This is a genomic window from Epibacterium ulvae, from assembly GCF_018678075.1.
Lineage (GTDB): Bacteria > Pseudomonadota > Alphaproteobacteria > Rhodobacterales > Rhodobacteraceae > Epibacterium > Epibacterium ulvae_A.
The window spans coordinates 49,013-63,726 of the sequence record NZ_JAHHIR010000005.1; the positions used below are offsets into that span (position 1 = coordinate 49,013).

The window sequence follows — 14,714 nt, forward strand, 5'->3', positions numbered from 1 at the left end:
CCAACGCAAGATTTGCGCAGCGCGGGCTTAGCAGCTTGTCAGAAATAAGAAAACGACAGAAACCAGCCCGCTGCGTAAATCAGCAGGTAATGCAGATAATGCAAATGGCACGGTTTCGTTTCATGATGCTGGCATAGCATGGGCGTTTTGATCCGCCAAGCCACTATCGTGCGGGTGAGGTGCGAAACGCAGGGAAAGGTCGTGGAGGTTAAAACCGAAACCCAGCCGTGACGGACCAGACGTTTTGCGTGTCGGACCCGGCAGCCGTCTCGCTTTGACGGAGCTCGCCGCTGAATTGCAAATTGGGCGACAACGGCACGGCAATGCCAAGGCTGATGTTGCTGCCATCGGTCTGTAGACGGGTCACGCCATCGGTTTCTTCAAGGCTCATATAGCCGAGGATGCGGCCAAAATCGTAACCCGCCCGCAATTGGACTGGGGTCGTGGTGGATGCATTGGAGTGTTGATGGTCAAGACGTTCTTGCAGTCGGTCCAAAGCGGCGCCGTCCTGGTAGCTTTGCATCATCAGCGCGGTGGAAGGCAGCCGACTGCTCTGCTGACGATTGCTCAAAAGATGAACCTGCCCGCCACCGGGCCAACCCGCACCAAAGAAAAATCCGCGCTGGTCCTCTGCAGTTGCAGACGGAGCCGAAAACGGTATTGCAAAGCTCACGACTGCAGCCGCCCGAGCCATCCACGTTCTGTAGTGTCCCATAGTTGCACCGGCATTTTCAAAAGTGCGCCAAAGCGCCAAACATCCCAGTCTCAACTATGAAACAAGATGCTTAATATCTGATTGCCAAAATCTACGGGACTTTAAAGGCTTGCTCACGATCTCGTGTGATAGGAAACATGCGAGCACACGCAAGTATGACCGCTGAATACATCAACTCCGCTCGGTAAGTTTATGAAAAGCCATTGTAAATAAAACCTCCCCTTCATGGAAGAGGAGGTGAGTTTCGCTTTTCAGGCTCTTGATTTACACCGCTCGAAGTTTTTTTGCCTGCGGCCTGAACCGCGCTGAGGGCAAGCGCACTCGCCCCAGGAACGGAAAATTCGTGGTCCCCGTTTTGAGCCTGGGGACCAAGGGCTGCAGGGGCAAGCCGGGTTGAATGGCGCGCCTCTGCTGAGGGTTTCGGGTCAGCTGCAGCCAGATGTGCCGCCGCAGGTGTTGCATTTCATGCAGGTGCCATTGCGCACCAGCGTGTAGTTTCCGCATTCGCCACAGGGGTCGCCCTCGTAGCCCTGCATCTTGGCCTTGGTGCGCGCATCCAGTCCGCTTGCAACAGGTTGCGAGGTTTCAGGCACCAGAGTTTGCAGCGCCGACACCGGATCGTCGAGATCGGTGACCGAGGCCGGGGATCCCTGGCCGCCACGCAGCACCACCAGGTCTTGTGGCAGGCGTTTGCGCAGATATCCGGTGGAGGAAATCTGTTTCAGCACTTCCAACGAACGTGTGGCCGCGGTGTCAGAGATTTCGGAAACGTTCGAGATCCCCTCCTCCTTGTCACCCCGTCCTATATCGTCGAACGACGCCCCTTCGGGTTTCACATGCGCCAGATCGGTGCGGTCCAGATAAGACACCGCCAATTCGCGGAAGATATAGTCCAGAATCGACGTTGCGTTTTTGATCGAGTCGTTGCCCTGCACCATGCCGGCCGGCTCAAATTTGGTGAAGGTGAACGCATCCACGAACTCCTCCAACGGCACGCCGTATTGCAGACCAACCGACACGGCGATGGCAAAGTTGTTCATCATCGCCCGGAAGCCCGCGCCTTCCTTGTGCATGTCGATAAAGATCTCACCCAAAGCGCCGTCGCTATATTCACCGGTCCGCAAGTAGACTTTGTGACCGCCAACAACCGCCTTTTGCGTGTAGCCTTTGCGGCGTTCCGGCATTTTGGTGCGGTGGGATTTCATCACCTCTTTGATGACGATCTTTTCGACCACTTTCTCGGCCAGAACGGTCGCCTTTTGCTGCGGTGTGCCGGTTTCCAACACTTCGGCTGCATCGTCGTCGTCTTCGACCAGCGCCGACGCCAAAGGTTGGCTGAGTTTGGAGCCATCCCGATAAAGCGCATTGGCTTTGACACCCAACGACCAGCTGAGCTCATAGGCTTTTTGGCAATCCTCGATCGAGGCGGTATTTGCCATATTGATCGTCTTGGAAATCGCGCCCGAGATAAAGGACTGTGCCGCCGCCATCATGCAGATATGGCTCTCAACACTCAGATAACGCTTACCTGTTTTGCCACACGGGTTGGCACAGTCAAAGATCGCGTAGTGTTCGGCGCGCAGGTGCGGCGCCCCTTCCAATGTCATGGTGCCGCAGACATGGTCATTGGCGGCGTCAATCTCAGTCTTGTTAAAGCCAAGGTGTTTGAGCAGATCAAAGGTCGGGTCGTTCAGCTTGGCCGATGGGATGCCGAGCACACCGGTGCAGAAATCCTCGCCCAGGGTCCATTGGTTGAACACAAACCGCACGTCAAAGGCGCTTTCGAGAGCGGCGTCGATCTTGGCCAGCTCACGCGGGCCAAAGCCGTGACCGGTCAGCGAGGTGTGGTTGATCGCCGGCGCATTGCCGATGGAGCCATGACCCACCGCATAAGAGACGATCTCTTCGATGTGCGACGAGGTATATCCCAGGCCTTCCAGTGCGGCGGGAACCGAGCGGTTGATGATCTTGAAATACCCACCACCGGCCAGTTTCTTGAACTTTACCAGGGCAAAGTCAGGCTCGATCCCAGTTGTGTCACAATCCATCACCAGACCGATTGTGCCGGTGGGTGCAATCACTGTGGTCTGCGCGTTACGATAGCCGTGGCGTTCGCCCAACTCCAGCGCTTCATCCCAAGCGCTCATTGCGTATTCCACCAGACGCGCATCGGGGCAGTTTTCCAGATCCAGCGGGACCGGTTTGACCGACAGGGCCTCGTAGCCATCGCTTAGGCCGCGTGCGGCGCTGCGGTGGTTGCGGATGACGCGCAGCATGTGTTTCGCGTTGCGCTCATAGCCCGGAAACGCCCCCAGTTCAGAGGCAACTTCGGCAGAGGTTGCATAAGAAACGCCCGTCATCAGCGCGGTCAGCGCACCACACAGTGCGCGCCCCTCGTCTGAGTCGTAGCTAAAGCCCATGGTCATCAACAGGCCGCCGATATTGGCATAGCCCAGACCCAGGGTGCGGAAGTCATAGGACCGCTGCGCGATCTCTTTGGACGGGAACTGCGCCATGGTGACCGAAATCTCAAGCGTCACGGTCCACAAGCGGCAGGCGTGCATGTAATCTTCGGCCTTGAACTTACCGTCCTCAAGGAAGGTCAGAAGGTTCATCGACGCCAGGTTACAGGCGGTGTCATCCAGGAACATATATTCGGAACACGGGTTTGATCCGCGGATCTCACCGTCTTCCGGGCAGGTGTGCCATTCGTTCACTGTGTCGTGGAATTGAATGCCGGGATCTGCACAGGCCCAGGCGGCATGGCCGACCTTTTCCCACAGATCCCGGGCTTTCACAGTCTTAGACACCGAGCCATCCACGCGGTTGATCAGCTGCCAGTCGGCATCCTTTTCAACCGCGGTCAGGAAGGCATTGGTGACCCGGATCGAGTTGTTGGAATTCTGTCCCGATACCGAGCTGTAGGCTTCACTGTCCCAATCGGTGTCATAGGTCGGAAACTCGATGCTGGTGTAACCCTGTTTGGCATAATCCAGCACGCGTTTGACGTAAGTCTCCGGGATCGCAACCTTTTTGGCTTCACGCACCGCTTTCTTCAGCCCATCGTTCGTCGCGGGATCGGTTGCGTCAGCCTCGGCGCCGTCCCAGCTGCGGATTGCCTGGAAAATGCCATTCAGCATCTTCTCGTGCATCTTGGATCCCGCAACAATGGAGGCAACCTTCTGCTCCTCAAGGACCTTCCATTGGATGAAGTCCTCGATATCCGGGTGATCGGCGTCCACGATCACCATCTTCGCTGCTCGACGGGTCGTACCGCCAGATTTGATCGCACCGGCGGCGCGATCCCCAATTTTCAAAAAGCCCATCAGGCCGGAAGATTTACCACCCCCCGACAGCGATTCCCCTTCGCCGCGCAAGGCAGAGAAGTTGGTGCCGGTGCCCGAGCCATATTTAAACAGGCGCGCTTCGCGCACCCACAGATCCATGATGCCGCCTTCGTTGACCAGATCGTCAGCCACGGATTGGATGAAACAGGCGTGCGGCTGCGGATGTTCATAGGCGCTGTTGGATTTTGTCAGCTTGCCGGTTTTGAAATCCACATAATGGTGACCTTGTGCCGGGCCATCGATCCCGTAGGCCCAATGCAGACCGGTGTTGAACCACTGCGGAGAGTTCGGCGCGGCGCGTTGGGTCGCCAGCATATAGCGCATCTCGTCAAAATAGGCGCGCGCATCGTCCTCGGTGGTGAAATAGCCACCCTTCCAACCCCAATAGGTCCAAGCCCCCGCAAGGCGGTCGAACACTTGTTTGGAAGAGATCTCGCCGCCCATTTCGATGTCATCGTTGGCAGGGACAGAGCGCCAGAGGAATTCTGGCACGTTCTTTTCACGAATTTTCTTGGTGCGGGCCGGAACACCGGCCTTGCGGAAATATTTTTGTGCGATCACATCGCTGGCGACCTGACTCCAAGAGTTTGGCACCTCGATGTCATCAAGACGGAACACGATGGTCCCATCTGGATTGCGAATTTCGGAAGTAGCAGCGGTGAATTCCAGACCAGCGTAGGCGTCTTCTCCTGCGGTGGTAAACTTCCGTTCGATTTTCATGTGTATCTGCCCCGGCTTTGCAGTTTTCAAATGTTCCTTCGGCACCGGACACAGGCACACAACAGACAAAACACGTCCCCCTCGGCGCACCACGTGCCCCGATTGCCGTCTTGGCGTTTAAGGATATTGTTTTGAGCGTTCTTGCGGTCGCCCCAGATAGACCTACAAGATCTTGTGCTGCCGCATCCAGTACACACAATTTGACGTATTTGGACACAATTGGTCAACGCCAAATTTACCGACTTAAGTACCTCTTTTCTATTGACGCGCAATTCCGGTCATCAGAGGCCCTTAAGGATGTGATTCACTCACCGTTAAAAATAAATATCTTAACCATTCCTTTGCGCTGCAACGCGGAATTTCTTTGCCATTCCTTTTCAAGGCTTTGGCGAGTTTTGTTAAGAATTCAGTCGGTTAACTTGCTGCGTGCGCAAAGGAGAGTTCGTCGTGGGCTGCGCAATTTATACGCAAAACGCATACCGCGAACACAACTGTACCTGAGACGAAATTATACGCAGGTTTGACGCTTGGCACCTACCGCATCTCACAGCCACCGTGCCAATCGTTGAGCGAAAGATGCCTAAACAGGCCACTTCATTAACAAGCCGTTAACGCGAGGCCCACCTACATCTAGTAGGTTAATCTTCGTAAATGAAGGAAACGGTCCCCCAACCACATGTCTCCCGAAGGAAAAGTGGTCGGGGCGGCGAGATTCGAACTCACGACCCCCTGTACCCAAAACAGGTGCGCTACCAGACTGCGCCACGCCCCGGACCGTTCGCACTCTCTAACGGTGCCGAACGGGATTGAAAAGCCCTAACATGGCCAAATCGGAGAAGAATTTGAAAAAACTTTGTGGCGCAGCGCGTCACCCACCGAAATCCCATATTGGCGCGACAATCCGCCGTTGATTTCCAGCACAGCAAAGACCTGATCGCCGCCAGGAATCGCCGTGAGGTCGCCGGGAATCGCATTTTCATGAATATGGGTGATTTCCCCGTCTTCCTCGACAAACAACATGTCCAATGGAATCAGGGTGTTCTTCATCCAGAACGCAGCGCGTTGCGGATACTCATAAACAAAGAGCATGCCCGCTCCGCGTGGCATGCTCTCTCTAAACATCAAACCTTGGGATCGTTCTTGTGGGGTGTCGGCGAGTTCGACAGAAAACGAGATCTGTCCAAAATCGCCCTTGAGCTCCACCCGATCATCCCGACATTCCGCCTGGGCCGCACCAGCGCTGATCATGGCGACGCAAATCGCGCCCCATGTAACGGACCTATCAGATAACGGCAGCTTCCCAGGCCAGAACCTCGACCGCCATACGGCCGCGTTTGCCTTCGATGACGCGCATTGCAAGCGCTTCACCGGGTTGAAGGTCCGCAAGGCCGGACTGGCGCAGAACTTCAACATGGAGGAAAACGTCTTCGGAGCGTCCAAATACATTGGCAAAACCAAATCCTTTGCCCTTATCGAACCATTTGACACGTGCGGCTTCCATGGGCTGGGAATTAACTTCCGACATGTCGAGATCAGCAAAATCGCTGAGCACTGGCATATCTTCCCGTTTTGGCGGTTCGATCTCAAGCACTTCTACCGCCTGCACCCCACGTGCGGTGCCGTGCGCGATCAATTTAACAACAGCGCCGTCTGCGACAGAGCTTTGTCCAAAATTTCGTAGCACATTTATATGCAGCAGGATGTCAGGCCCACCTTCGTCAGATAAGATGAAGCCATAGCCCTTGGTCGGGTCAAACCATTTGACCACACCGCGTACGGTTTGCATGCTGCTCAGGTTAACGTCTTCAGCCACCGGAAATCCACCAATCGTTTTTAAAAGTGTTTTTTTGCGATTTTCTGATGCTTCAATTGGTCTGACATTTGCAAGGACAAATTTTGATCAGATGTCCTAAAATGGAAATTCCACACAAAATTGTTACGGGGATAAACGCTGGACTGACCAAGATTGCTCAATTTCTGCCCGAACCCATTGGAACCGATCGTGGAGCCGGAAATCGCCATCGGCCCAAAATTCAACCTCGAGTGGTGAGATTCGGAAGCCACCCCAGAATGGGGGACGATTGGGCGCGGTCCCTTTGGTTGCCGTGACCTTGGCCACCTCTGCCATCAATGCAGCACGGCTCGACAAAGGTTGCGATTGTTGCGACGCCCAGGCACCCAGACGGCTTTTGAGCGAGCGCGAGGCGAAATAGGCATCCGCCTTGTCACCATCTTCGCGTTCGACAATGCCGCGGACCCGGATCTGGCGCCGCAGGGATTTCCAATGCATCACAAATGCGGCCTTTCCCGAGGCCTCGATCTCAATCGCTTTGGCGCTGCCGTAGTTGGTATAAAAGACAAAGCCCGCGTCCTCGATCTCTTTCAACAGGACCATGCGCACATTTGGCATGCCGTCGCTGTCAACGGTGGACAGTGCTATGGCGCTGGGGTCGTTGATTTCGCTCTGTTCCGCTTCTGCCAGCCAGCGCCGCGCGATAACAAAGGGGTCGTCCCCAGAGAAAAGTTCACTTCGATCAGACATATGCCCGCTATCCTTGCCGGAAAATTCGCTTTACGGGTAATTTAGGGGTGCAGTTTGTCAACCACAACCACCTGCGATGACCGGTCACCACTTGAAGCAGCCGCGTTGACATAATAAACACCACCTAATCACGTGACCACAGGCGGAGAACCTGCATGTCTAGTCAACTCATGACTGGTAAACGCGGCCTAATTATGGGCCTTGCCAACGACAAATCAATTGCTTGGGGCATTGCAAAAGCCTGCGCCGAGGCCGGCGCAGAGCTGGCATTTTCCTATCAGGGCGATGCCCTGAAAAAGCGGGTGGATCCGCTTGCAGCGCAGCTCGGCAGTGAAATTGTATTGCCCTGCGATGTCTCAGATGAAGCATCGGTCGATGCTTTGTTTGCCGCACTAGAAGAGAAATGGGGCAAACTGGACTTTGTTGTTCATGCCATCGGTTTTTCGGACAAGAACGAGCTGCGCGGTCGCTATGTCGACACCAGCCGCGAAAACTTTGCCATGACCATGGATATCTCGGTCTACTCCTTCACTTCGGTGATGAAGCGGGCGGAAAAGATGATGTCCGAGGGTGGCAGCGCGCTGACGCTGACCTACTACGGTGCCGAACAGGTTATGCCGCATTATAATGTCATGGGTGTTGCCAAGGCCGCGCTTGAGGCATCGGTGAAGTATCTGGCCGAAGATCTGGGCAAAGACGGGATCCGCGTAAACGCGATTTCCGCTGGTCCGATCAAAACCCTGGCGGCCTCCGGTATCGGCGACTTCCGCTATATCATGAAATGGAACGAGCATAACTCGCCGCTGCGCCGCAACGTCACCACCGAAGATGTGGGCAAATCCGCTCTCTATCTCTTGTCGGACCTCGGCTCCGGTGTCACGGGTGAGAACTTGCACGTGGATGCAGGCTATCACGTGGTTGGGATGAAAGCGGTCGACGCACCGGATATGTCCAAGGCCTAAACCAAGAATTGCGGCAGGAGGTCCCCGTGGCCCCTGCCCTTTTTCAGCGCCTGCGGGCGGTACAGGAGCAACGTTATGACAGACCGTCTTCCACACGAAAAAGGTTTTCATATCAGCTGGGATCAAATCCATCGCGATAGTCGCGCGCTTGCGTGGCGGCTGGATGGTCAGGGTCCTGACGGTGGCGCATGGCGCGCCGTTGTGGCGATCACCCGTGGTGGCATGGCGCCGGCGATGATTGTCAGCCGCGAGCTGGACATTCGCACCGTGGATACCATCAGTGTCAAATCCTATCACCATCAGGATCAGGGCAACGCGCAGGTGCTCAAAGCACCTGACGCGGAGCTGATGAAGGACGGCGAAGGCGTCTTGGTCATCGACGATCTGGTCGACAGCGGCAAAACGCTGGAACTGGTGCGCGAGATGTATCCAAAAGCGCATTTCGCAACCGTCTACGCCAAACCCAAAGGCCGCCCACAGGTGGATACGTTCATCACCGAGGTGAGCCAGGACACATGGATCTTCTTCCCCTGGGACATGGCGCTGCAATATGTGGAGCCCTATCGCGGCACAGATTGAGACCCGGTCTGAAATCGCAAGGCGCTCCTGTTTGGGGGCGCTTTTTTTATTTGCGTGACTTTTGAAACGCGCCATCTTTTTGACGGAGACCTCTGACATGGCAACGCCGCGCACCCAACGCACTTTTTCTTCACCCATTGTCGAATCGCGTCGCTGGCTCGAAGGCGTCACTTTCTCGGCAGAGCGGCCTTTGCTGAACCTCAGCCAGGCCGCACCAGCCGATATCCCACCCGAAGCGCTGCGTCAGGTCATGGCGGAGGCCGCGTTACATGACACCAGCGCACATTTGTATGGGGCGGTTTTGGGCCGCGATGCGCTGCGCGTGGCTCTCGCAACCCAAATCAGCAACCGTTACGACGGGTCGGTTTTACCGGCTCACGTGGGCATCACGTCAGGTGCCAATCAAGCCTTCGCTGCCACCATCGCCAGCCTCTGCGATGAAGGGGACGAAGTCATTCTGCCGACGCCCTGGTACTTCAACCACAAGATGGCGCTCGATTTAGCCGGTGTCAGCGCCGTGCCGCTGCCAGTGGGCGCGGGCATGTTGCCAGACGTAGTTGATGCCGAACAGCGGATCACATCGAAAACCCGCGCCATGGTTTTGATCACGCCCAACAACCCCTGCGGTGTGGAGTATCCCGAGGGGTTGGTAGAGACCTTCTTTGATCTGGCCAAGCGACACAACTTGGCGCTGATCCTGGATGAGACCTACCGCGACTTTGATCTACGTGAAGGCGCGCCCCATAAATTGTTTCAAAAAACTGAATGGGACCAAAATCTTATCCACCTCTATTCCTTTTCCAAAGCCTATCGTCTGACAGGCCACCGGGTTGGCGCGATTGTAACTGGGGCGCTTAAATTGTTCGAAATCGAAAAGTTCCTGGACACTCATACGATCTGCCCCAGTCAAATCGGTCAGATCGCCGCGACCTGGGGGATCGAGAACCTGTCAGACTGGCTGGCGGGCGAACGGGCCGAAATCCTGTCGCGCCGCGCCGCCATAGAAAACGGTTTTTCGGTCCTGGCAGAGCGCGGATGGAAACTGTTGGGCAGTGGCGCCTATTTTGCTTATGTGGAACATCCTTTCCCGCAAACGGCGGATGATTTGGCGAAACAGCTGATCCATGACTGCGGTGTCTTGATGCTGCCGGGCACAATGTTCACGCCATCGGATGATCCAAGCGGCGCGCGCCAGTTCCGGATTGCATTTGCCAATGTCGACGCGTCAGGAATTGCGGAGCTGTTTGATCGCCTCGCCGCTTGGACGCCCGAGGGGCCGTAATTTCGGTGATCTGACTTAACAGTTTCCATCGCGAAGCCTCGCGCGACCTTGCTCCCTCGACTGTGGCAGCGTATTCAGGTCCGCGAACGATAGATGTGCGATCAAACCCCGCGTGATGCGCCGGGGCAAAATCGCACAAAACAGGACTTTGGCCATCAGGGCGGCAGGCATGAAAAAACTCTCAAAAACTTTTGTTTGGATCCTAATGGGGATGCTGATCCTGGGCCTTATGGGCTTTGGCGCGGTCAGCTTCACCGGATCTGGCACCGCAGTGGCAACCGTTGGCGACGAAGAAGTCACGGTCAACCAATACGCGCGCGCCCTTCAACAGGAACAACGCGCCCTGCAGGCTCAGACCGGTCAGTCTTTTACCGTGTCGCAGATGATCGAATTTGGCCTGGATCGTGCGGTTTTGAACCGTCTGGTCTCGGTCGCGGCGATCAACAATGAGGTCAAACGCATCGGCGTTTCTACCGGTGACGACAACCTGCTGCGCGAGATTTCAGAGATCGACGCCTTCCAAGGGATCGACGGTTCTTTTGACCGTGAGTCCTATGCCTTTGCGCTGCAAAACGCAGGTCTGAGCGAACGTGAGTTTGAGGCCGACATCCGTCTGGAAACCGCCCGCACCCTGGTTCAGGGTGCCGTGATCTCGGGTGTGAAAATGCCGCCTTTGATGCAGAAAACTCTGCTGGATTACGTAGGCTCTCGTCGCAGCTTCTCTTATGTTGTGCTGTCACCGGATGATGTGATCTTGCCCCAGGTCGCGCCATCAGACGCAGAGCTGCGCGAATTCTACGACGACAACATTGCCGACTTCACCCTGCCCGAGACCAAAGTGATTTCCTATGTGCAGCTCAGCCCCGAGATGGTGATCAACGATATCGAAATTGACGAAGCCACGATTGAAGCGCTCTTTAACGACCGCGCCGAGATCTATCAGCTGCCTGAACGTCGTCTGGTGGAGCGTCTGGTCTTTGTCGACCAATCCGCAGCTGAGACCGCCAAGGCACAGCTGGATCTGGGCGGCACCGTGTTTGAAGCTCTGGTTGCTGATCGCGGTCTGGCACTGGCCGATATCGATATGGGTGACGTCACACGCGAAGATCTGGGCGACGCCGCCGAGGGTGTTTTTGCGGCTGCTTCAGGCTCTGTTGTTGGGCCTTTGCCCTCAAACCTGGGTCCGGCGCTTTATCGGATCAACGGTGTTTTGGACGCGCGCACCACAGCATTGGATGATGTCCGCGACGAGCTGCGCCGCGAATTGGCAGGCGACCGCGCCCGCCGTCTGATCGAGACCCGCAGCGAAGACATCGAAGACCTGCTGGCCGGTGGTGTCACATTGGAAGAGCTGTCCGCCAGCGATGGTCTGGCGCTTGGTCAGATCGATTGGACCCCGCAAAGCGACGCAGACATCGCCGCCTATGATGGGTTCCGCGCCCGCGCCGCAGCGGTGACATTGGAAGATTTCCCAACCGTGGACTTCCTCGCCGATGGCAGCCTTTATGCGTTGCGCCTGGATGAGGTTCTTGAACCCCGCCCGCAGCCATTTGACGAAGCGCAGGACGCAATCCTGGCCGCTTGGAATGCGGACCGAATTGCCACGGCTGTTGCCGCCCAGGCCGAGGATCTGAAATCCAAAACTGAAGCAGCCGGTTCCTTCCCCGAATCCGCAACCGTCGCGGTCGAAGAAGGCCTGACCCGCACCGCCTATCTTGATCTCACACCCGCGAACATGATGAATGAGATCTTTGAAATGGCCGTCGGTGATTTGCGCGTGGTCGATGGAGCCGAGAACACCGTGGTTGTGCGCTTGGACGAAACGCTTGCACCGGCACAAACCGATGATCTGACAACGCTTGCCAATGCGATCGCTCAGCAGCTGGATCAGTCGCTGGCGCAGGCAATGTTTGACGCCTATGCAACCGAGTTGCTGCAACAGGCTGATCCGCAAGTGAACCCGCAGACCTTGGCGGCCGTTCAGGCCAACTTCAATTAACTAAGGGCAAATTCCACATGGCTCTGACACCCGAATACAATGATTTCGCCGCAGCATATGAGCGCGGCGAAAATCAAGTGGTCTATACCCGGTTGGCTGCGGATCTGGACACGCCGGTCTCTTTGATGCTGAAACTGACAGGTGCGCAAAGAGACGCGTTTATGTTGGAATCGGTGACTGGCGGCGAAGTGCGCGGCCGGTATTCCATCATCGGCATGAAACCCGATCTGGTCTGGCGCTCCCGTGGCACCCATTCCGAGCTGAACCGCAATGCGCGGTTTGACGAAGACGCCTTTGTCGCGCAGGACGGTAACCCGCTGGACAATCTGCGCGCTCTGTTGGCTGAGATCAAAATCGACCTGCCAGATGATCTGCCCCAGGCGGCGGCGGGTCTGTTTGGCTATCTCGGCTATGACATGGTGCGCCATGTTGAGGTCCTGCCCAATGTGAACCCTGACCCATTGGGCCTGCCGGATGCGATAATGATGCGCCCCTCGGTGATTGCAGTTCTGGACGGCGTCAAAGGAGAGGTCACCGTGGTCTCACCTGTGTGGAGCAGTGGTGAGCAATCGGCCAAAGCCGCCTATGCGCAGGCCTCGGAACGGGTGATGGATGCGGTGCGCGATCTGGAACGCGCCATGCCCGAAGCCACGCGCGATCTGGGCGATAGCCGCGACGTAGGTGAGCCTGTGTCGAATTTCACCAAATCCGGCTATATAGAAGCGGTGGAAAAGGCCAAGGAATACATCCGCGCAGGCGACATCTTTCAAGTGGTTCCGGCACAGCGTTGGACACATGATTTCCCGCTGCCGCCCTTTGCGCTGTATCGCTCCCTGCGTCGCACGAACCCGTCGCCGTTTATGTTCTATTTCAACTTTGGTGGCTTCCAGGTTGTGGGCGCAAGCCCCGAGATCCTAGTGCGGGTTTTTGGCAATGAGGTCACCATTCGCCCCATTGCAGGCACCCGCCCCCGTGGCGCGACGCCGGAAGAAGACAAGGCGAACGAGTTGGATCTGCTCGCCGATAAGAAAGAGCTGGCAGAACACCTGATGCTGCTGGATCTGGGCCGCAATGACGTGGGTCGCGTGGCCAAAATCGGCACGGTTAAACCCACCGAAGAGTTTATCATCGAACGCTACAGCCATGTGATGCATATCGTGTCCAACGTGGTCGGAGAGCTGGACGCAGACAAAGACGCGCTGGATGCGTTCTTTGCCGGTATGCCCGCAGGCACTGTGTCCGGTGCACCCAAGGTGCGCGCGATGGAGATCATCGACGAGTTGGAGCCAGAAAAGCGCGGTGTCTATGGCGGTGGTGTGGGCTATTTCTCGGCCGGCGGTGATATGGATATGTGTATCGCCCTGCGTACCGCGATCGTGAAGGATCAAAAGCTCTATATTCAGGCCGGCGGCGGTGTTGTTAATGACAGCGATCCTGAGGCTGAATTTATGGAAACCGTGCATAAATCCAACGCCATCCGTCGTGCGGCGGCAGATGCGGCGCGGTTCATTCGCAACGGTAATTCATGAGGCTGAGGTCAGATGCCTCCGGCGGAAGTATTTTTGAAAAGATGAAGGGGTGCGGATCATCGCGCCCCTTTTTCTGTGTCTTTAACCGGTGATCAGGTCAGGTTTTCTTCGAAGAATTCCAAGGTGCGTTCCCAGGCCAACGTTGCGGCTTCCTCGTCGTAGCGCGGCGTGGTGTCATTGTGGAACCCGTGGTTCACATCCGGGTAGAAATGGACGGTGAAGGCTTTTTGATGTTCGCGCAGCGCGGCGGAATAGGCTTCCCAGCCTTCGTTCACACGTTGGTCGAGCCCTGCGTATTGGATCATCAATGGCGCTTGGATCGCGGGCACATCTTCTGCTGCCGGCTGGCGGCCGTAAAATGGGACGGATGCGGCGAGATCGGGATAGGCCACGGCCAGTGCGTTGCAGACACCACCGCCGTAGCAGAAGCCAACTGCGCCGACCTTGCCGGTGGAGCCTTCGTGATCGCGCAGATGTTCAAAGGCTGCAAAAAAGTCTTCCATCAGCTTGGCACGATCCATGCTGCGCTGCATGGTGCGGCCTTCGTCGTCGGTGCCGGGATAGCCACCCAAGGGGGACAGCCCATCGGGGCCAAGTGCGAGGTAACCTGCTTTGGCGGCGCGGCGTACGACGTCTTGGATATAGGGGTTCAGGCCACGGTTTTCATGCACAACCAGAACCGCGGGCAGTCTACCGGTGGCGCCAGCTGGTTTGGCCATCAGACCGCGAATGGTGCCGTGCCCTTCGGGGCTTTCATATTCGACCCATTCGGTTTCAATCGATGGATCGTCTTCGGCCACTTGTGCGGCCCAGGCATAGTTTGGCTGCAGCTGTTCGAACAGCATCGCGCCGGTGACACCTGCCGCCGCATAGCGCCCGGCTTGGGTCATAAATTCGCGTTTGTTGATCTTGCCGTGCACATAGCCATCAAAGATCTCAAGGATCCTTTGGTCAAAGTCACTGGCTTTTTTGCGTTTGTTGGTCTCGGTGTTCATGTCAAACCCTCCTGTCAATGAAGTCCATGATGACTCCAATTTTG

General features: G+C 56.4%; 11 protein-coding genes and 1 tRNA gene. 5 read left to right on the forward strand and 7 right to left on the reverse strand.

Annotation, left to right across the window (positions count from 1 at the left end; genetic code table 11):
* Nucleotides 1–208: 208 nt before the first annotated feature.
* The 6 genes from KMP13_RS00685 to pdxH form a co-directional block, all read right to left on the reverse strand.
* The gene (locus tag KMP13_RS00685; RefSeq protein WP_215263518.1) at nucleotides 209–673 is read right to left on the reverse strand and encodes a hypothetical protein; all 465 of its coding nucleotides are present in this window, start codon (nucleotides 671–673) and stop codon (nucleotides 209–211) included.
* Between the two features lie 467 nt (nucleotides 674–1,140).
* Nucleotides 1,141–4,782 (reverse strand): vitamin B12-dependent ribonucleotide reductase, encoded by a 3,642-nt coding sequence (locus KMP13_RS00690; RefSeq protein WP_215263519.1) that lies wholly within the window; start codon nucleotides 4,780–4,782, stop codon nucleotides 1,141–1,143.
* A 695-nt stretch (nucleotides 4,783–5,477) separates the two neighbouring features.
* Nucleotides 5,478–5,554 (reverse strand) — tRNA-Pro (locus tag KMP13_RS00695).
* Nucleotides 5,555–5,598: 44 nt separating this feature from the next.
* The gene (locus KMP13_RS00700) at nucleotides 5,599–6,030 is read right to left on the reverse strand and encodes a DUF192 domain-containing protein (protein WP_215263520.1); all 432 of its coding nucleotides are present in this window, start codon (nucleotides 6,028–6,030) and stop codon (nucleotides 5,599–5,601) included.
* Nucleotides 6,031–6,064: 34 nt separating this feature from the next.
* Entirely contained in the window at nucleotides 6,065–6,595 is a 531-nt protein-coding gene (locus tag KMP13_RS00705; protein WP_353055662.1) for a cold-shock protein, read from the reverse strand.
* Nucleotides 6,596–6,718: 123 nt separating this feature from the next.
* Complete coding sequence (gene pdxH, locus KMP13_RS00710) at nucleotides 6,719–7,324, reverse strand: pyridoxamine 5'-phosphate oxidase (protein WP_215263521.1); 606 nt, start codon at nucleotides 7,322–7,324, stop codon at nucleotides 6,719–6,721.
* 155 nt (nucleotides 7,325–7,479) lie between these two features.
* Here pdxH and fabI point away from each other — a divergent pair, with 155 nt between their 5' ends.
* From fabI to trpE, 5 genes are all read left to right on the forward strand, one after another.
* Nucleotides 7,480–8,286 carry an enoyl-ACP reductase FabI gene (gene fabI / locus KMP13_RS00715; protein WP_215263522.1) on the forward strand — a complete coding sequence of 269 codons (807 nt, stop codon included), beginning with the start codon at nucleotides 7,480–7,482 and terminating at the stop codon, nucleotides 8,284–8,286.
* A 75-nt stretch (nucleotides 8,287–8,361) separates the two neighbouring features.
* Nucleotides 8,362–8,865, forward strand: a complete 504-nt coding sequence (gene gpt / locus KMP13_RS00720) for a xanthine phosphoribosyltransferase (RefSeq protein ID WP_215263523.1) — start codon at nucleotides 8,362–8,364, stop codon at nucleotides 8,863–8,865.
* 97 nt (nucleotides 8,866–8,962) lie between these two features.
* Nucleotides 8,963–10,147, forward strand: coding sequence for an aminotransferase (locus KMP13_RS00725; RefSeq protein ID WP_215263524.1), 1,185 nt, complete (start codon nucleotides 8,963–8,965; stop codon nucleotides 10,145–10,147).
* Nucleotides 10,148–10,316: 169 nt separating this feature from the next.
* Nucleotides 10,317–12,146 (forward strand): peptidylprolyl isomerase, encoded by a 1,830-nt coding sequence (locus KMP13_RS00730; protein WP_215263525.1) that lies wholly within the window; start codon nucleotides 10,317–10,319, stop codon nucleotides 12,144–12,146.
* Nucleotides 12,147–12,163: 17 nt separating this feature from the next.
* Entirely contained in the window at nucleotides 12,164–13,675 is a 1,512-nt protein-coding gene (gene trpE / locus KMP13_RS00735) for an anthranilate synthase component I (RefSeq protein ID WP_215263526.1), read from the forward strand.
* A gap of 92 nt (nucleotides 13,676–13,767) precedes the next feature.
* Here trpE and yghX read toward each other — a convergent pair whose 3' ends face one another.
* The gene (gene yghX, locus KMP13_RS00740; RefSeq protein WP_215263527.1) at nucleotides 13,768–14,670 is read right to left on the reverse strand and encodes a YghX family hydrolase; all 903 of its coding nucleotides are present in this window, start codon (nucleotides 14,668–14,670) and stop codon (nucleotides 13,768–13,770) included.
* Nucleotides 14,671–14,714: the final 44 nt, after the last annotated feature.

Excerpts from the sequence above, each read along its gene's own strand:
- KMP13_RS00690 (WP_215263519.1), bottom strand. The coding sequence starts at position 4,782 with ATGAAAATCGAACGGAAGTTTACCACCGCAGGAGAAGACGCCTACGCT.
- KMP13_RS00700 (WP_215263520.1), bottom strand. The coding sequence starts at position 6,030 with ATGATCAGCGCTGGTGCGGCCCAGGCGGAATGTCGGGATGATCGGGTG.
- pdxH (WP_215263521.1), bottom strand. The coding sequence starts at position 7,324 with ATGTCTGATCGAAGTGAACTTTTCTCTGGGGACGACCCCTTTGTTATC.
- fabI (WP_215263522.1), top strand. The coding sequence starts at position 7,480 with ATGTCTAGTCAACTCATGACTGGTAAACGCGGCCTAATTATGGGCCTT.
- gpt (WP_215263523.1), top strand. The coding sequence starts at position 8,362 with ATGACAGACCGTCTTCCACACGAAAAAGGTTTTCATATCAGCTGGGAT.
- KMP13_RS00725 (WP_215263524.1), top strand. The coding sequence starts at position 8,963 with ATGGCAACGCCGCGCACCCAACGCACTTTTTCTTCACCCATTGTCGAA.
- KMP13_RS00730 (WP_215263525.1), top strand. The coding sequence starts at position 10,317 with ATGAAAAAACTCTCAAAAACTTTTGTTTGGATCCTAATGGGGATGCTG.
- trpE (WP_215263526.1), top strand. The coding sequence starts at position 12,164 with ATGGCTCTGACACCCGAATACAATGATTTCGCCGCAGCATATGAGCGC.
- yghX (WP_215263527.1), bottom strand. The coding sequence starts at position 14,670 with ATGAACACCGAGACCAACAAACGCAAAAAAGCCAGTGACTTTGACCAA.